The following is an 18683-nucleotide window of genomic DNA, read 5'->3' on the forward strand; positions in this document are numbered from 1 at the left end:
GGCGGTATCAGCCGAAGTTAGGGTATTTTTATGACCAGTTCAGTTCGGAGCTTGCGCTTCAGGCGTCCATCCAATGGCACGCAATTTACCGGTGAGCGGTATCTGCCATCTGTATCTGGAGCCATCCAGTACGAGCACCTGCACCGATACCTATTCGCCGCGCAGTTCTGTGCCGGCAAGGATGTTCTTGATATTGCGTCCGGAGAGGGTTATGGCGCCGCCATGCTCGCGCAAGTTGCGGGCTCCGTGGTTGGCGTCGATATCGATGCAGGCTGCGTGAGTGCCGCAAAGGCCAACTACGTCGGCGACAATCTCCGCTTCGAGCAGGGCAGCGCCACGGCGATGCCACTGCCCGACTCGTCGGTGGACGTCGTGACATCATTTGAGACATTGGAGCACTTTCGCGAGCACGAACAATTCATGCGCGAAGTGCGCAGAGTCTTGCGTCCCGATGGAAAGCTCGTCATCTCCACGCCTAACGCGCCGGTGTATTCCCCTACTGGATCGGTCCCGAATCCATATCACGTCTGCGAGTTGAATCGCGATGAGTTCGTTCAATTTTTGCGTGGCGGCTTTGCGAACATTGCGCTCTATGGCCAGAGAGCTAGCGCGGGGTCGCTGATTCTCAGCGAAGATCGTAGCGGAGCGCGCAATCTCGGCTGTTGGTCGGAAGTCGGTGACGAGCGCTATGAGCTCACTGACTCGCTGCGTGAGCCGGTATATTTCGTCGCGTTGGCATCCAATGGCGCACTTCCCGTCGACGACGACAGTGTTCTTGATGGCAGTCTATCGTTCGCGGCCTATGACGGCGCACGCAACGAAGAGCTCGCGCAACACGCCGCTGAAGTTACTCGTCTCATCACCGAGACGTTGCACCGCGGCGATGAGATCGGCCATCTGACGTCGGAGACGGTTCGCTTGACCGAGGCTGTGCAGTCGCGAGACGCGGAGATTGGCAAACTGACCGCAGAGGCGGTTCGACTGAACCAGGAAATCATCCGCCGCGACGGCGAACTCGATCAGATGCGATTGGAGCGAGAGCGGCGCGACGAGGAATTCGCGCGACAGCAGAAAATCCTCGCTCGGGTAGCCGCAGCATTTCAGCGTGACACGTCTGCGCTCGATGATTCGGCCAACGAAGATTTCGAATTGGCGACGCCGGATGACACCGATGTCGTCAATATGTTGCGGACGCGAAACCGGGCACTCCAGGTGGAAATCGACAGGATTCGCTCCTCCATCTCCTGGCGCATGACGAAGCCAGTGCGCTTCATGACCCGGCACGTGCTGCGGCAGGTCAAGGCGAGGGCGCACGTATTGCTGGGTCGTGGAGGTGCTCACGCGCCGGCACGGTCGAACGCGAAACGCCTCGCGACCCGCCGCGATAGCAGTTGGCGGGATGCGAAATTCATACCCTTTCGCACATCTGATGAACCTCGCGTAACCATCGCCGTCATTGCATCCGCCGATTCGGCTACGCTTGACACGAATGTCCGCTTGTTGAGTGCGACCGTGCAAAACGTTGCCACGCGCGTGCAAGTGATAGCGGATGCAGATTTACCGCTGAAGCCGGAATTCAACGTGGAAGTGAAGCACGGAACTCGTGCAACGTCGTCGTTGACCCATATCCGTGACCAGATCGGATCTGTGGATAGCGAATTCCTGGTGTTGATGTCCGACCGCCTCGCGCCGTTTCCGGGTTGGCTTGAAGCGATGGTGGAAGCATTCGACCGCTTCCCCGATGCGGGCGCGGTTACCGGCCTGCTGCTTCGGGACGACGGGACCGTCTTCGCTGCGGGCTCGGGGGTTTCATGGCAAGGCCAACTGGATGGAAACCTTCAAGGACTTCCTGCCGATGATTCGCGGGTAGCGTCTGTCATGCGTGTATCGGCGGCGTCGCCAGGGATCGTCATGATCCGCAACGACGTCTGGTCAAAGGTTGCCTCTGAAGTGGGCACGGAGGCGCCGTTTGCGACGGGTTTCGCGTCGCTTGCTTTGCTCCTCGCAAAAGCGGGCGCGCGCACCTACTGCCAGCCATTCGCCAGATTCTCGTTCGTGCGTGACGCGATGACGATCCCAGCGCCGCAAAGCGAGAGCTGGGAGGACGCTCAACAGCGCTGGCAGTTGCGCGAGCGCTTCGAGGCCGACTTCGCGAATTATGTGGATTCCAGAGACGTACTGCCGCTTGCGATCCGACCAAAGATCGTCATCGTCGACGCGTTCATTCCCAAGCCCAACCAGGATTCCGGCTCCGCGGACCTGTTCTGGTACATGCGCATTTTCCAGGCGTTTGGCTATGAGGTGTGCTTCATCGCGGCGTTCGAGCAAAGCCAGGAGGATGATCATGCCGACCTGCTTCGACGCTGGGGATTCCGGGTTCTCGTCGCAGCGGGCATGGTATCGCTTCAGCAGTTGGTGAAGCAGGAGGCCGCGGCTGCCACCGTCGTGATGCTGCAGCGAATCAGCGTGGCTACCCACCTGGTCGATACGGTCCGTCGCGTCGCCCCGCGGGCGAAGCTCGTTTTCAGCACTGTCGATCTGCACTATCTCCGGGAAGAACGTGCCGCCATTCACCAACGCTCCGGGAGCGCTTTGGATAAGGCCCTGGAGGTACGCCGCGCCGAATTGCACGCAATAGGCGTTGCAGACGCAACGACGGTGGTCAGCAATTTCGAGCTCGACATCGTCAAACGATTGATTCCGAGCGCGAACGTGCATCGAATTCCGATTCCGCGCCTGCCGATGCGGGCGCCGACAACTTTCGAACAACGCCGCGGTGTCGTCTTTGTCGGGGGCTTTGCCCATCTTCCGAACATTGATGCTGTCAAGTATCTCGTCGACGAGATCTGGCCGCTCGTCCGCAAACAGGTGCCGGATATCGAATTGCAGGTCGTCGGAAGCAATGTCACCCCTGAAATCGCCGCACTCGATGCGCCGCAAGACGGCGTCCGGATCGTCGGCTTCGTCGAAGACCTTGCGACCGTGCTCGATCACGTTCGATTGTCCGTCGCGCCTTTGCGTTTCGGTGCGGGTGTAAAGGGCAAAGTGGTATCCAGCCTGCTTCATGGCGTGCCGTGCGTGTTGAGCAGCGTGGCAAGCGAAGGCATGGGGTTGATTGCTGGTCAGCATATCCTCGAGGGCGAGACGGCCCAGCAGATCGCGAACGAAATCGTTCGGCTGCATGAAGATCCGTTTCTTTGGCAGGCCATGGCCGAGGCCGGCTTCCACGTCGCGCATGCCGAGTTCTCGGTCGGCAAGGTCGCTCAGTGTTTCCGGGAGATGCTGGAGTCGATCGGATTGCGCAAGACAATCGATGAAGCTTCGTTCGCGTTGTTCCAGGTTGACTAATTGAGATCGTGACTATGACGGTATTGGATTCAGTAAAGCGACTGCTGACACGCATGGCGCAACCGGCCATCAGGCAACCGGTCCGGGACAGCAACAAGTTGGGCCTGTTGATCGAGCTCGCTTCGTTCGACAAGGGCGGCCTGGAGAAGGTGGTGCTCGATTCCGCGATCGCATTCAATCGTGACCGCTATGACGTCACGATCGTAACGGCGGGAAAAGTCGGCCACCTGGGCACGGTGGCTCGCGATGCGGGCTTGCGCGTAATCGGTTTGCCGGAGCGGGACACGCTGACGGCATATAAGCGCTTGCTCGAGGAGACGAGGCCGGACTTGACCATGTCCCACTTCTCCTACACGGGCTATCCGTTATTCGCGAAGCTGGGTATCCCAAACATAACGTTCATTCACAACGTCTATGCGTTTTTTTCGCGGGATCAGGCGCGGGCGTTTGCCGGCAACGACAAATACGTTAGCCGATATATTTCCGTGTCGAAGAACGCCACGCGATTCGCGGTTGCCAATCTCGGTGTGGCCGAAAACAAGGTGGTGACCGTTCCGAACGGATTGATCATCAGCGAACACGAAGCGCGCGAGGAAGTGCCTGGAAAATTGCAGCGTTCGGATCTGGGCCTGTCGGAATCGGACTACGTATTTGCCAATGTCGCCTCGTACAACCTCCACAAAGGGCATTATGTGATGGTTGACGCGATGAAGCGGATTCTCGCGACGCGCTCGGATATCAAAATCTTGTGCGTTGGCAATCCCGTCTTTCAACCTCATGTCGACGCCTTGAAGCAGTTGATCCGGAAAGAAGGCCTCGAGCACCATATTCTGATGCCGGGTTATATCGCCAACGTGGCCGATGTGCATCGCGTCGCCGACGCATTCCTTTTGCCGTCGTTCATCGAGGGATGGAGCATCGCCATGAATGAAGCGATGTTTTATAAAAAGCCGATGGTCCTGACGGACACGGGCGCTTCGGCTGAGGTGATCGAAAACAACGATATCGGGATATTGATCCCGAACGAATATGGCGATACGGTTGAACTGGACTCGGCGAAGCTCGACGAATTGGCGTACGCGCCACGTGCGTACCGCATCACTTCGGAACTCGTGAAGGCCATGGAGACGATGGCCGATAATCGAGAAGAATGGGCGCAACGCGCTGAGCGTGCACGGGAGAAGATTTACCAGCTGTACGACTTCGGCCACATCGTCCGGCGCTATGAGGCGATTATCGAGGAGGTGGTTCGTGAGCAACGTCGCTAATTTTCCGCGCCGAGTCGTGGGCCGGGCGCGCTCCGTGTGGCAATTCCTTCGTTGGCGTTTCAAGCCCGCGGTGTGCTTTTATCTCGGCAACCATCTGTTCATGAACTACATGCCGTACGGAATCCGGCATTGGTTTCTTAGACGTTTCTGCCATGTTCTGATCGGAGCCGATTCGAGCATCGCGATGGGCTGCTTCGTCACGGGCTACCATATCGTGATTGGCTCCAATACCGTGATTAATCGATACACGTATCTGGATGGCCGAGTGCCGCTTAAGATCGGCAACAACGTCAATATTTCGCACTATACGTTGATTCAAACGTTGACGCACGATCCGCAAAATCCGGATTTCGTTTGCCTTTGCAAGCCCGTGGAAATTGGCGATCACGCATGGATAGGCGCGCGCGCGATCATTTGCCCGGGCGTGACGGTCGGCGAAGGCGCGGTGGTCGGTGCCGGTTCAGTCGTGACGCGAGATGTGGCTCCGTACACGATCGTGGCGGGAAATCCTGCGCGATACATTAAAGACCGTTCGTGCGATTTACGATACCGATCGAAATACTTCCCGTTTTTCGATACCGATATTCAATAATTTGAATGCGCGTTGTCCACGCGAGAGCCAGGAAATATGTTTAAATTTCGCAAGAAAATGAGCGAGCCGTCGATTTCGGTCGTTATTCCTCTTTACAATCATGCGCGATATATAGAAAAAGCGCTGATGAGTGTTCTGGAGCAGACGTCCGAGGCCAGCGAAGTCATCCTCATCGACGACGGTTCAACCGACAGCGGTTTCGAAGTCGCTGAACGTGTGCTCTCGAAGCAGCCGCGCGTGCGCGTCTTCAAGCAGGAGAATGCCGGGGCGCATAACACCATCAATCGCGCGATCGGTATCAGCAATTCGGAATATGTTGCGGTGCTGAACTCCGATGATCTGTTCACTGCCGGCAAGCTGCAGCGATGCCGCGAATTGCTGGCGGAGCGCCATGGAGCAGACCTGATTGTCGGAGGCGTCGGCATCATGGATGACGACGGTGCGAAGCAACGACACGGTGTGGCTATCGATTGGCTGAAGCGGTCGCGCGCCTTCCTCGACCGGTCCGGTCTTCAGCAGCTTTCCTTGTTGAACGAAAACTACGTTGCCACGACGTCCAACATGGTGTTTTCGCGGAAACTGTGGGAGGCTGCGGGCGGTTTCCAGCCGCTACGCTACTGTCATGACCTGGACTTCCTGATGTTCGCGTACGAGTCGGGATCGGTAATCATGGATCTCGAGCACGAGCATATCGTCTACCGCGTGCACGAGCGAAATACGATCAAGGAAGATTTGGCGAAAGTTCGCGTGGAGATCGCGGCGGTGATCGCCAATGCGCTGTTCCAATCAGGGGCGCGCCTGTTTTCGCCGGCTCTTGGGGCGCAGGATCTCGAAGCGTTTGTCGAGTTCTTGAGGAACAAGCAGATGAGTGAATTGCTCGTGTTCCTGCAGGCAGCGCGATCAGCATTTCCGACCCGAACTGCTTATTACGAGCACGTATTGCAACCGGGTTTGAGCGCCGCCTTCCGTGGCGTCGTCTCGCCCGCTTGATGGCTGCAAAATCGATCGATCGGTAAATGTTTCTTTGAGTCGGTAGCAAAAGATGAATGCGCAAACACGTGATGCCTCGAACGAGGCGGTTTCGATACTCGATCATGCTCCAGTCAGGGCAGTCATTCTGGCGGGCGGCTCGGGAACACGCCTTTGGCCGCTTTCGCGAGAACAGTTCCCGAAGCAACTGATTGGGCTTCTTGGCGAAGAGTCGCTGCTTCAGTCGACCGCGCGACGCCTCGAGGGATTGAGTGCAAATCACCCGGTGTCCGAGGAAAAGATTATCGTCTGCGGCGAGGAGCATCGCTTCAATATTGCGGAGCAGCTGAGGCAGGTTGGTGTTGCAGCTCGCATCATCCTGGAGCCGGTGGGGCGCAACACGGCTCCGGCGCTGACGCTGGCCGCACTCTCGTTGGTGAAAGAGGGCGGAAACGCCGTTATGGTCGTCATGCCTGCCGATCACGCGGTGACGGACGAAGCCGCTTTTCGACGCAGTGTGGCGAACGCGGTACGATACGCGAACGACGGGCAAATCGTCATGCTCGGCATTGTGCCGACACGAGCAGAGACAGGCTTTGGCTATATCCGCCTAGGGGCGCCGCTCGATGGAAACGACGGCTATTGTTTGGAGCGTTTCGTCGAAAAACCGTCGCGTGAATTGGCTGAGCAGTATGTCGCCTCGGGCGAATTCTTGTGGAACAGCGGGTTATTCGTTATGCGCGCGTCGACATGGCTAAGCGCTATCGAGAAATACGAACCCGAGATCTACGCCGCATGCGTAGAGGCATCAAAAGGTGAATCGAAGGACGTTGACTTTTCCCGTGTGGGGAGTGCCGCGTTCACGGCGTGTCCGTCGCAATCGATCGATTATGCGGTCATGGAGCGAGTTGCCTCTCCTGAGTCTGGTTTCCATGCCGTCGTTGTACCGTTGGATGCCGGCTGGTCGGATGTCGGGGCGTGGGATGCGGTGTGGGACGTGCTGCCAAAGGATGCGGACGGTAACGTTGCGCAGGGGCATGTCATGCTGGAAGGCGCGTCGAATACCTTTGCGCATTCGGAAGGGCGTCTGATTGCCTGTGTCGGCACGAATGACCTGGTCGTGGTTGAAACACCTGACGCGATTCTTGTCGCAAACCATTCATCGGTGCAGGATGTCAAGAAAATCGTCGGGCGAATCAAGCGTGAGAAGGGTACGGAAGCGGACTATCACCGCAAGGTCTACCGTCCGTGGGGCTGCTATGACTCGATCGACGCGGGAGATGGGTTCCAAGTAAAGCGCATCACGGTCAAACCTGGAGGGCGGCTGTCGTTGCAGATGCATCATCATCGCGCGGAGCACTGGGTGGTGGTGCGAGGCACGGCACGCGTTACGCGCGGTGATGAAAGCTTTCTATTGTCGGAGAATCAGTCCACGTATATTCCTCTCGGTCAGGTTCACCGCCTGGAGAATCCCGGCAAGATGCCGCTTGAACTGATCGAAGTGCAGTCGGGTTCGTATCTTTGCGAAGACGATATTGTTCGGTTTGAGGATAACTACGGGCGATCGTGAGCTGGGTGAATCGTGGACATCGTTTCGATTAAAATGAGACGATGGACCGTTAGCATGTGAATCGATTACAGAAATTCCGCATGTATCGCGGGGCCGGCAGTACTGGTCTTGAGCACGCAATGTGGTTTTTGCAGGCCGGCGCTCGGCAGTCGGCCCTGAATAATGCGTTTTGCGCGGAACCGCGATTTATGTGGTCGCTGTCAGGCGCTGTATGAGGCGTGGCGGGAGGATGGCGCAAAATCCTCCACCCGCGACCACCACTCTGGCTGTCCGACGGCCGCACAAACTCCCCCGCTGCACGTCCCTCCACACTCGCCACCGCCGGCCTAAGGCGAAGCGTTGGTCAGGGCCTTCAACTGAACCGTAACCACGGTCGAGCGGAGACGATCATCCGGTATGGCATTGTCACGCCCGCATGCATCGAAGCGCGCATGTGGGCAATTTCATGCAGCACCCCATATCGACGTTTTGCGATGCAGTCGCAGTTGAAGTTTGGATCATTCAGACCCAGCTATCGAGGACAGGCATAGACTCCAGATCGTGGCATGCCTGAGTCTGTTAATATTGCCCGAATGTCAGACGGCATATGGGGGCGGCATGGAGCGGCGCGATGCAGTTCTGAAGGGCATTTCGAGGGCCCAAAAAGGGATCGAGATCGGACCTTGGTTTAACCCCTTAGCCTCAAAAGCCGAGGGATATCAATGCCTGGTACTGGACGTATTCGATCTTGCGACGCTCAGGCAACGTGCGACCGATATCGCCAATGTCCCGGACGACATTCGGGACAGGATCGAAGAAGTCGACCTTCTTGGCTCGTCAACCCAAATCGAAGAGCTCGTCAGGTCACGGGGCGAACTTGGCCAGTTCGACTATATTGTGTCGTCCCACAATTTCGAGCACTTGCCAGATCCGATCCGATTCCTGCAGGGATGTGCGCAGGCTCTGAAGCCGGGTGGTTTGATTTCGATGGCCATACCCGACAAGCGGTCCTGCTTTGATTATTTCCGTCCAGTCTCTACACTAGGACAATGGATCGAGGCATATGAATGCAAGCGAGAGAAGCCGACATCTGCGCAATATTTCGACCTGTACTCCTGCTTAGGGGCTTTCGATAACGGCAATGGAAAGGATATCGCCTTCCATCGCGGTGTCACCCCAGATCGCGTTTCCGTAGGCTTGGCGCTCGAAAAATATTATGCTGAATGGCTGAAGCAGACTCGCTCCGGGAGTGTGGAGTATCTGGACACTCATTGTTCTGTGTTCACACCGTCGTCGTTCGAGTTGCTTATCCGGGACCTCGGCTATCTCGGCCTGTGCTCATTCGAGATCGTCGAGGTGTTCGATTCACCGGGTGTCGAGTTCTATGGTCGCCTGAGAAAAGCCGATTCAACGCCCATTTTACATCCCAGCGACTACGAGGCGATTCGAAACAAGTTACTCCGTCGAATACTTGAAGAGACAGCGGAATCATCGAGCGCGAGATCACAATCGGTCGAATTGATTGCGCAAAATACCGCATTGAAGAATGAGATAGAGGACCTTCGTCAACAGAATATCGCGCAAAATGCCGCCCTGAGTGCTGAAGTGGAGCGACTTCGTCAACGGAATATCGAACTGGAGAGGCAATCGGCGCTTAAAGAACGAGAATTGTTCGAACTGAGAGCATCCACAAGTTGGCGCCTGACGTCGCCTCTTCGCCGTGCTGTCACCGCTTTACGGAAATAGTTCAAAGTGCACACGTTGCGCTCGCGCGTTGGGCGGGTGATGCGTAACGTGAAGCGTCCGCTCGAATCGCTTGCTGACATCGTGCGCGGTGAGCTGCAGTAGTTGATCGTTCTCACCCAGCGGACCCTGTCGCTGAAGCGGAAGGACAGAAGTAAGCTGTATGAGTCTTGACGTGATCTGGCCGTCTCGGTGAGGTCAGATCGCGATGGCTTCATCGTTCTCGACGCATAGTGCTGCATCAGGAGTCCGAGCCATTGTTGGGGGTGTCCGGAATTTTGTGTAAACGGGTTGAGGTTTAACCCGGCACCAGCCGCTCTTCGAACTGGATGGCGAAGCGGTTCAGGGCGGCCTTCCAGTCGCGAATCGGCATCGTCCACTTCTTGCTGATATTGTTCAGGGCTAGGTAAAACAGCTTGGTGACGGCCTCATCGGTCGGAAACGAGCTGCGGGTCTTGATCACCTTGCGCAGGCTCATGTTGATCGATTCTATGGCATTCGTGGTGTAAATCACCTTCCTGATTTCTGGCGGGTAATCGAAGAACGGAATTACGCGAGCCCAGTTGCGCCGCCAGCTCTGCCCGATGGACGGGTAGTCTTTGTCCCACTTCGCCTCGAAGGCGCCCAGCATCTGCTCGGCCAGCTCGACGGTCGATGAAGCGTAAATCGTCTTCAGGTCGGCGGCGACTTCCTTCTGCGTTTTCCAGGGCACGAAGTTCAGGCTGTTGCGCACCATGTGCACGATGCACAGTTGCACAGCCGCCTTCGGGTAGACCGCCTCAATCGCTTCAGGGAAACCTTTGAGCCCGTCCACGCAGGCGATAAAGATGTCCTGCACGCCGCGCGTCTTCAGCTCGGTGACCACCTGCAGCCAGAACTTCGCCCCCTCGGTCTGGGCGATCCACAGCCCCAGCACCTCCTTATGGCCGGCCATGTTCACGCCGATGGCCAGGTACACCGCCTTGGTTCGCACCGCACCGCTGTCGCGCACTTTGACGTGGATACAGTCGAGATAGACAATCGGATAAAGCGCGTCGAGCGCACGGGCCTGCCAGACCTTCACCTCATCACTGACGGCATCGGTGACCGCCGAAATCAGCGTTGGCGAGACTTCCGTGCCGTACATTTCTTCCAGGTGCCCCTGGATCTCGCGTACGCTCAGGCCCCGCGCATACAACGAAATGATCTTGTCGTCGAAGCCCGTCCAGCGCGTCTGGTGACGCTCCACCAGCTTCGGTTCGAATGCACCCTGACGGTCACGCGGGATATTGAGCGGCAACTCGCCAAACTCCCCTTGCAGCGTCTTGGCACTATGGCCGTTGCGGATGTTGCCCGTGGCATTGGTCACCGCTTCGCTCTTGGCATGGCCCAGATGCTCAGACATCTCCGTCTCGAGCGCCCGCTCCACCAGCATCTTGGTCAGTTGCTTGAGCAGGCCATTCTCGCCGATCAGATCCTCTGGCTTCTGGTAGTTCGTTAGTAGGCTGTCTGCCAGCTTGACGAGTTCAGGATCGGGCTTCTCTCTTTTATTGCGTTTCGCTACGGTCATCTATGCTCCTATTGATGGCAGTCTCCCGCCAAATGACCGTTTACACAAAACTTTTTACACCCTCGGGCATTATGATTCCCGCTTTGATACGTATCTACGCACAACGCGTAGTGGTGCCGTGATGCGCCAGGACGTTGAATGCAGGAGCGCGGTTATGGTGCGGTTTGACTGTTCCAGAGCGGCTGCTTGCTTGGCTGCGCTTTCGTCCATTGACTGAATAGTGGCTGTCAGGGAGTCTATGGTTGCTTTCTGAAGTTGGCTCTCGGCATTAAGTTTGACGATCGTGCTCATGGCCGCTTCCGCTTCAGATCTGCGCTCGTCCAGATCATGATGTAGAGCTTCGGCTTCAGATCTACGCTCGTCCAGATCATGTTGTAGAGCTTCGGAATCAAGTCTGCACCCGTCCAGATCATGTTTTAGAGCTTCGACGTGCTGGCGGTCGCTCTCCCTGGATTCGTTCAGGTCATTTTGCAGTCCATCAACACGCTGCTTGTAACTCTCGATTTCGGCATGAAACTGCGTCAATTGTTGTTCGATTTGCCACGCGTGACGCAATATGGGTGCTAGATCTTCAAGATAGTGCTGCGCGTCCATCAGTGCGGTTTCATACACTGGGTCCTGCCCTGGATCGTAGCGTGCCGCGGTCGACTGCAGCGCACTGAACAGTCTCTTTACTTGCCGCGATGCCGCGTGCACGAGTTCAAGGTCGCGAGCCTCAAATTTCGTATGCTGCAGCTTGCCGTCAAGGAATTCCTTCTCAAATTCGCTTGCTCGGTGAGTATCGAGTGGTATGCACAGTTGTCTGGAAATCCGTTCCAGTTCGCCGCGTGGTTCCTCCATCAATCGATCATAGTCGACAAGCACACGCCTCGTGCCAGAGGTAGCTTGCAGAGCAAGAACCGTATGCGCCAGCCAGAGCAAGTGAGACTTCTCCCAAGGAAAGTGATCTCGTTTTTCGAGCGAGCGACTGACACTTATAGGATTCCGAATTGCGATGACATAAATGATGGGGATGCCCAACCCGTCGAAAACAGGTTGCCAGAAGGGCATGAGCCGTGCAATTCGCGGATCTTTAAGGGCAAAGATCTTGTTCCTGCACTTACCGCGCAAAACCTGAATTGCGCGACTCCGTAGTGCATCGCATTGCGATTTTTCAATTCTGCCGAAATCAATAGGCGCCAAACTGTGCCAGTCTGCACCGGCTGCCTTCAATAGTTCGATATTAATCGCGTAAACATCGAGGTCTTCAAAGAATCCCTTGTCGTTCACGCCAGCAACGGCGGGCATCAGATTGTCGCCGAACTCGGCCCCCATTGTTTCCATCGCGCGGGTGATAACGCTTGTGCCGCTGCGGTGCATTCCGAGTACAACGACAAGTGCGGTTTCTAGTGATGCTGCTGTGTCAGGATGAGCTTTCATGTATGTGGTAGGCAGGTGAGCAGGCTCGCCTCGCGCTGCGGCCCACTTTCCATCAGCCTATGCAGGGTGCACCGGGCTGACGCCGAACTTTGAGGGAACATCAAACGAGACGCTGAGATTCGCAATTTTAACGTTTGCGGGTGCGTCCTATCAATTTGTAATGTTTACGATAAGTTTGATGTTCTGTTCGCTTTGATCAACCGCTCGACCTCGGTCGTCTTCAAGGCATGAGAGCTACCGCCGCGCAAAACGAATTATGCAGGCCGGACTTGTTACGTTTCTCGAAATGATCGCGCGCGATCGAGTTGAATCTCTTCCACAAGCCAGTTGAGAAGCTTGCACTCATGCCCGTCAAACCTGCAGGATAAACCATTCTGCGGGCTGAATTGATCGTCTTCAGTTCGCCGATATTCGTTCAAAGACGCCGTGCCGGATATGTCCGGTCGGTTTCCGACATATGTCGAGTAGCCGGCATTGGCCGATCTGGAATGGACACCGTTTGTCCCATCAAGTCCAGATTTTTACAAATAAGCTGTGCGCCTTGCGTGCACCATTCTTATCTACACGTGCAAAAAGCCGCGCAGCCTTCGAAGCGGTGCGGTGAGCTTCCAACTCGTCGACGCGACAATCGCATCATGCGCCGCAATCGCGGCGTCTCGAAGTCGTAAAGCAGTGTGACGTTCCGCCTCCGCCCTATCACGTTCTGTCATTGCAGCATTGCGCTCCAATATCGCGACATCACGCTCATCCACCGCAGCAAGCCGCTCTGCAAACGCGGCATCCCTTTTCTCCACGGCGGCATCGCGGTTCGCCAAGGCTGCATCGCGCTCCGCCACCGCGGCATCACGTTCCGCCACTGCGGCATCACGTTCCGCCACCGCGGCATCACGTTCCCCCACTGCGGCGTCGCGCTCCGCCACCGCGGCATCACGCGCTGCCACCGCGGCATCACGCGCTGCCACCGCGGCATCACGCGCCGCCGTTGCTCCAGCGCGTTCCGCTTCTGCCGCATTGCGCTCCGCAACTGCGGTATCACGTGCGGTCTGGTTCAGAATCTTTTGTTGTTGATCCTCTTGGAGGTCCGTTTGGTTTGCAAATGTGTCAGTTTCAAACGTGATCCCATTGGTAAACTCGTTATATGTCGCCTGGATCCTTTCAGGATACATTGCGATGTGGTCAGCATCTTTGACGAAAACCGCCACGAAATCGTTCCAGACATCCTGTTTTTGTATGCCAGTAAAGGACTCAATGAGCGTTGTCTTATATCCAGAACGTCTAGCCCAATTTTGCAGCGCGACACCGCTATCAGGAAAAAAGCGCCAGCAATCGACCGGGTATCTGTGAAAATTCCCATTTGACGGCACGTTTAGGTAGACAATCCCTTCAGGTTTGAGCAGCCTTTGCATCTCGAGAAACAACAGCCAGAAAAATTCTGAATGCTCCATACATGAGGAACAAACAATGACATCAATCGAGTTTTCTGGAACGGGCAAGGAATAAGGGTCAGTTAAGACGATGTCGACGCCTTTCCCGCCGACGAAGTCGAGTCCAATGTATTCACACCCTCGTGGTGCGACAGATCTTAATGAGCCGTTTACGTCTTGAGAGCCTATGTCAACGATTTTTAGCCCGTCCCTGCCGCTTACGTAAGTATCAAAAAACTTTTTACCAATCTCCAATGCAGTAACATGCATCTTTCATCCCTCATCTTGGCAGGTTCGCCGCTCAGATTATTGCAGATCGCCCAATGGCATGCGAACTCAACGGAACCTTGGAACGTATTAGAAACATTGAGTTTGACCCGGTAGCTTGAAGGAATGAAAAAACGCAGGCCAGACCCAATGGATGTATCGCATGAAGCGTGGTACTTCATCGCTCCGTGCCTAAACTTGATGAACAAAGACGCGCCGCAGCGCCGCTACCCACTGCGCGAGATGTACAACGCGCCGCGCTGGATCGTGCGTTCGGGTGCGTCGTGGCGTTTGTTGCTCAATGAGTTTCCACCGTGCGAACTGGTCGACCAGCGGACACAACGCTGGATTCAAGCAGGTTGTTTCGAGGCCACGGCCAATAACCTGCGCTCGATCACTCGGATCGCGCAGCAGCGCCGGGGTGAAGCCCGCGCGGTCATTCCCGACGGGCGGACGCTGCAGTCGAACCGCGAAGGTGGGCTTCGCGCCGGTTACGATCAACTGGCAGGAGACTACCAGCGATTGCCCGAAATCTTGACTAGCTTGCAGTCCATCGTATTCTCCGTGCTTACGTTCGTGCACTTTGCAGCTCTTAACAAAAGTCCCTAACACCCGCTAAGGCCGCCAACGCGTTGATCTTACGGCCCTTCTTCGTGCGGAGGGCCCGTCTTCGGGGTCAGCTAACGGATAATTGTCATGCGTCCGAACACCTGGATCTGCGGACAAGTAACGTTCAAATCGTTGCGCGAACCGGTTACGCTCGCGCTCCCACGCCGCCAGCTTCTCTTCTGAAAACTCGGAAACATTTGAATCGTGAAGCAACAGCAAATTATTAGTCACGACACAATCAAATCCCGCCAAATAAGCACGAAAGGTAAAATCAATATCGTAGGTATGAAAGCCGTGCAGTCGAAGTTCGTCGAACCCGCGTATGGCATCGAAAACCTGTCTTTTACATGCGATAAACAAACCGTCAAGTGCCTGCACTCTTCTAACTAGACTTTTCGGAGACCTCCCGAACAACTCGAGCCTGTATTCCCCGCGCCGCGCGGGGTCAGGGGCCACGACGGCACCGGCGTTATAAGGCATCCCCCCGTCATACCAGTTGCCGGATACAAGCCGTTGCGTTCCGCAAGGACCGAAGACGTCGGATGCACTCATCGCATCACGAAAAGCCGCGCCGCTCGTCTCGCCCAGAATCCCTATATCATCGTGACAAAAGAAAAGCCAATGGCATGTCGCACTCTCCGCGGCCCGGTTATATCCCTCGGACATCGAAGCAGCGTCTGCGATTCGAATCAATTCGACGCGGGGGAAGTCAAGCTTGGCAAGGAATCGAGCCTCGAATTGTTTGAAACGCTGATCGTCGTAACTATTGACGATAATGGATACCGCCTCTGTGGGTACCTTATTGCCCCGCAAACTTCTTCGTAAAAACGATCGGTTAAACATTTTCTATCACCTTACCGCCCGAATCGAAGCCAAAGATCAGCAATCAACCGCCGCGTACTCAATGCTTCCACATCTTGCCAAAGTCCCTTCGTGTAAGTTTCCTGCGAGACAAGGCGAACGTAGTCCTCCAGCATCTGTGCATTCCAGCGCCCACCCTGTTCCCATATCCTCGGGACAAACAAATCCGGACGTGAAGACAATGGCTCCGTAAGCACTCCAGCACCGCATGCAGCCGCAAGGTACAGTCGGGGCTCGAAGGCTTCCCGCCCATCCGCATGGACGTTCAGCACAATTTTTGATCGCCTGAAAATCTGGGCAAGACGCTTTCCGGATAACCCGTGCGCGACCCACAGGAAAGACAGCGCAGTCGATCTCAGAAAATCAAGTTGTGCTATTCGGTGAGGCGTAGGTTTTCCCAGAAACGTCACATCGAACTCTTTTGCCCTGTGGTGCAAGGGGGGACAGAAACATGATGTATCAATCGGCAATGGACGATATTCATCTATAGGAAATCCCAAAATTCTTGCGCTTTCCCGTTTGCCTTGGTCGTAAAAAATGCGCCAATGATAGGCATCCCACGCCATGGGCGCATAGACTCGCTCCCGAAGTCGTGTTTCCTCGGTATATTCAAGTTCTCCATCCTTAAGTGTAGGCAGTGGTTCCGAAAGCAACGCGACTCGCCAACCGGGAATGCACTCAACGTAGTGCCTCGGATACAACTCCGGACGAAAAAACAACGTAATATGCGGGCGGAAATTACGAACAGTCAGCAACCAGCTGTAGTCTCTCTCGTCGACATCAACGCACAGTATGTTTGGATCTTTTTTCCAGCCTTCTGGAAAATGGTTCTCAAAATAGGTGAAATGCCCAACAACGGCAATACGCAGCGACTTCTCAACCATGGTGAAATTTTAGTGCGCGCAGCGGTGCCGTAATACGCCAACTTGTTGATGCCCGCAGCGCCTGTACTTCTGAACGCAACTGTGCGACGTCCCGATCAAATGCAGACAAACGATGATTAAGGTCCGCGATATCACGGTCCTTTTCAACGATGAGGCGTTCTTTTTCCGAGATAATGCCGGATGCACCGAAGTAGCCCATACGCTCTGGCAAAACGTCTCCAACCAGAGACACTAAGTCTCGATAGAAGCTCATCTGATGTTCGTTTGAAGCTAATGCAGTGAGCGAACTCAAACGGCTATCATTGGGATCTAAAAAAAGCACGCCGAGACCGTACGAATGATGAAACTCCACGGTAGAGAAAAGCTCTTTCAATTCTGCCCATAGACGATGTACGCCGAATCCTCGTTCGTAAACACAGATATCGTGGAAGAGAATTACGCCCGACGGGGACATGGCTCCAAACCAAGTAGTAAAGTCTTCTTTCGCTGCATCATATGTATGCAACCCATCGATATGGAGCAAATCGATAGATTCATCCCGGAAATGCCGACGTGCATCAGCAAAGTAACTTCTCAGCAGTTTTACATTTCGAAAATTCGCATCGAGATGGGCTTTTAATTCAGCATAAATTCGATCGCCTTCGTAGCGTCCAGCATGATCGTCGCCATACCAGGAGTCAATTCCGTATAACGTGGTATCAGTATTGTAAGACTTGGCTGCAGTACATGCGGCTATAAGGCTTGCACCATTGTGAACCCCCAGCTCCACATACACTCGTGGCTTTAGGAGTTTCTGCAGGACGAACATAAAAGGCACATGGCCCTTCCATGCCGTCACGGGCAACTTGGTTGGGACGTTAAAAAGCGGTTCAATCAGCGACGAAAAATCCTCAGCAACGCCACCGACGATTCCAGTAAATGAGCGCGTTATTGGTGCGGCTCCATTTTTCAAGGAAATCGGCGTCTCTTGGGAGTTGATCCCACCTGAAAACACCACGCCGCCGAGAGAGTCAATTACTGAGTAGGCATGTGCAACAGCATGCTTATCCTGTTCGATTTCAAGACCGATCAGCCCAGCGATCTGGGACGCTGTGTAGTTGGGCGGCTCACGATACTCAGTATTCACATAAGGGAAGGAGAAAGTTAATTCACGCGGTGCGTTGTCGTTGACAGCGTCTGTATTCGGGTAAGACATCGCCAAGTTGCACAGAGTCTTAGAGTCCAACCCGCCTGTCGCGAACTGTTTGGCAAGCTCAGCCCAGTGATATCCGTTACCTTTGCGAAGGTTGATTCGTTCTCGCATCAACCGATTGTTGCCATTCGCCAATTTGAACCCGAACTGCACGCGGCTCTGGATTGGGATATGAATGCAATATGCGTCCTCGCAGTCGACCATCTGCAGAGCGTCGGTCCCCGGTGCTAAGATGCTGTGGTATCCTTGCTGTACTTCAAAGTTAGGCGACTTTTCAGCAACGCTCTTTCGTAGAATCACTTTGTAAAAAATGGAAGATGGCCCTTGGTGTACAAAGGTACTCGAAAATATATTTCCCCCGTCGAAAGTACTTGGGCATACATTTAGCCACGGCAGGCGCATCACATCCGCGGTTGCGTGCTTAGAAAGGAAATCTTCCAACTCCACTCGGCTATCGAAAGGCAGAAATTCGTCACAATCGAGGAAGAAAAGGAAATCGGACTGATTCCTCAAGAAAGCTTCGCGAGCGAAGAATGTTGCGACCTCCGATTGTGGGTAACCCGCCGCCTTAAGATGGTAGAGGGAAAACTTCGAGTCATCTCGGGCTTGAACCATTGAAACACTGTCATCTGTCGAGCCGTGATTCAAAACAATACATCGATCAAAAAGCGCATCGGCCTGATCGAGAAAAGGTCCCAAGATTGGGGATTCGTTTCTCATCATCACAAAGCACGCAATTTTCATTTCAAATCCTTCGACATTCGATGGTCTAGAGTGCAAAAAACGGTGGAAACAATCGAGAAGCGTAGCCTACGTCTCTGTCATTACACAGGCTGCCGTTCGGATTACCTGAACCGACGAGCCATGGAGCAATCCTCATTTTGTGTCTAGGGAGTCGTGGCGCATTGAACTATTAGCCGATATATACGGCCCACCCAGCTTCGTGGCCTGTCTGAACACATGAAACTTATCCTTCGGGCCAATAAGCATAGTACAGGCACCTCAAGAT

General features: G+C 55.0%; 12 protein-coding genes and 1 pseudogene. 7 read left to right on the forward strand and 6 right to left on the reverse strand.

Annotated features, from left to right (window positions below; all coding sequences use genetic code 11):
• Positions 1 to 30 precede the first annotated feature (30 nt).
• From OKW40_RS19960 to OKW40_RS19985, 6 genes are all read left to right on the forward strand, one after another.
• Complete coding sequence (locus OKW40_RS19960) at positions 31 to 3348, forward strand: methyltransferase domain-containing protein (protein ID WP_429491137.1); 3318 nt, start codon at positions 31 to 33, stop codon at positions 3346 to 3348.
• A gap of 14 nt (positions 3349 to 3362) precedes the next feature.
• Positions 3363 to 4616, forward strand: coding sequence for a glycosyltransferase family 4 protein (locus OKW40_RS19965; RefSeq protein ID WP_429491139.1), 1254 nt, complete (start codon positions 3363 to 3365; stop codon positions 4614 to 4616).
• Entirely contained in the window at positions 4600 to 5208 is a 609-nt protein-coding gene (locus OKW40_RS19970; RefSeq protein WP_429491141.1) for an acyltransferase, read from the forward strand. The genes OKW40_RS19965 and OKW40_RS19970 overlap by 17 nt, the downstream gene beginning before the upstream one ends.
• A 36-nt stretch (positions 5209 to 5244) precedes the next feature.
• Positions 5245 to 6198, forward strand: a complete 954-nt coding sequence (locus OKW40_RS19975; RefSeq protein ID WP_429491143.1) for a glycosyltransferase family 2 protein — start codon at positions 5245 to 5247, stop codon at positions 6196 to 6198.
• A 52-nt stretch (positions 6199 to 6250) separates the two neighbouring features.
• Entirely contained in the window at positions 6251 to 7747 is a 1497-nt protein-coding gene (locus tag OKW40_RS19980; RefSeq protein WP_429491145.1) for a mannose-1-phosphate guanylyltransferase/mannose-6-phosphate isomerase, read from the forward strand.
• Positions 7748 to 8344: 597 nt separating this feature from the next.
• Positions 8345 to 9472 carry a methyltransferase domain-containing protein gene (locus tag OKW40_RS19985; RefSeq protein WP_429491147.1) on the forward strand — a complete coding sequence of 376 codons (1128 nt, stop codon included), beginning with the start codon at positions 8345 to 8347 and terminating at the stop codon, positions 9470 to 9472.
• A gap of 295 nt (positions 9473 to 9767) precedes the next feature.
• On the opposite strand, the gene OKW40_RS19990 is transcribed toward OKW40_RS19985, so the two are convergent.
• The 3 genes from OKW40_RS19990 to OKW40_RS20000 all read right to left on the reverse strand — a co-directional run bounded on the left by OKW40_RS19990 (position 9768) and on the right by OKW40_RS20000 (position 14131).
• Complete coding sequence (locus tag OKW40_RS19990; RefSeq protein ID WP_429491149.1) at positions 9768 to 11018, reverse strand: IS256 family transposase; 1251 nt, start codon at positions 11016 to 11018, stop codon at positions 9768 to 9770.
• A 69-nt stretch (positions 11019 to 11087) separates the two neighbouring features.
• Positions 11088 to 12437 carry a hypothetical protein gene (locus OKW40_RS19995; RefSeq protein WP_429491151.1) on the reverse strand — a complete coding sequence of 450 codons (1350 nt, stop codon included), beginning with the start codon at positions 12435 to 12437 and terminating at the stop codon, positions 11088 to 11090.
• 560 nt (positions 12438 to 12997) lie between these two features.
• Entirely contained in the window at positions 12998 to 14131 is a 1134-nt protein-coding gene (locus OKW40_RS20000) for a methyltransferase domain-containing protein (protein ID WP_429491153.1), read from the reverse strand.
• A 123-nt stretch (positions 14132 to 14254) separates the two neighbouring features.
• Between OKW40_RS20000 and OKW40_RS20005 the strand changes: the two are divergent.
• Positions 14255 to 14626, forward strand: a pseudogene (locus OKW40_RS20005) (transposase); the annotation flags it as partial.
• Positions 14627 to 14743: 117 nt separating this feature from the next.
• Here the strand turns inward: OKW40_RS20005 and OKW40_RS20010 are convergent.
• Genes OKW40_RS20010 through OKW40_RS20020 form a run of 3 tightly spaced genes read right to left on the reverse strand, consistent with a single transcriptional unit; the run spans position 14744 to position 18418 of the window.
• Entirely contained in the window at positions 14744 to 15580 is an 837-nt protein-coding gene (locus OKW40_RS20010) for a glycosyltransferase (protein ID WP_429491155.1), read from the reverse strand.
• Between the two features lie 11 nt (positions 15581 to 15591).
• Positions 15592 to 16482, reverse strand: coding sequence for a glycosyltransferase family protein (locus OKW40_RS20015; RefSeq protein WP_429491157.1), 891 nt, complete (start codon positions 16480 to 16482; stop codon positions 15592 to 15594).
• Positions 16475 to 18418 carry a class I SAM-dependent methyltransferase gene (locus tag OKW40_RS20020; RefSeq protein WP_429491159.1) on the reverse strand — a complete coding sequence of 648 codons (1944 nt, stop codon included), beginning with the start codon at positions 18416 to 18418 and terminating at the stop codon, positions 16475 to 16477. Before OKW40_RS20020 ends, OKW40_RS20015 begins: the two co-directional genes overlap by 8 nt.
• Positions 18419 to 18683 lie beyond the last annotated feature (265 nt).

Origin of the sequence: Paraburkholderia sp. RAU6.4a, from assembly GCF_050435625.1 — a bacterium.
Classification (GTDB): Bacteria; Pseudomonadota; Gammaproteobacteria; order Burkholderiales; family Burkholderiaceae; genus Paraburkholderia; species Paraburkholderia tuberum.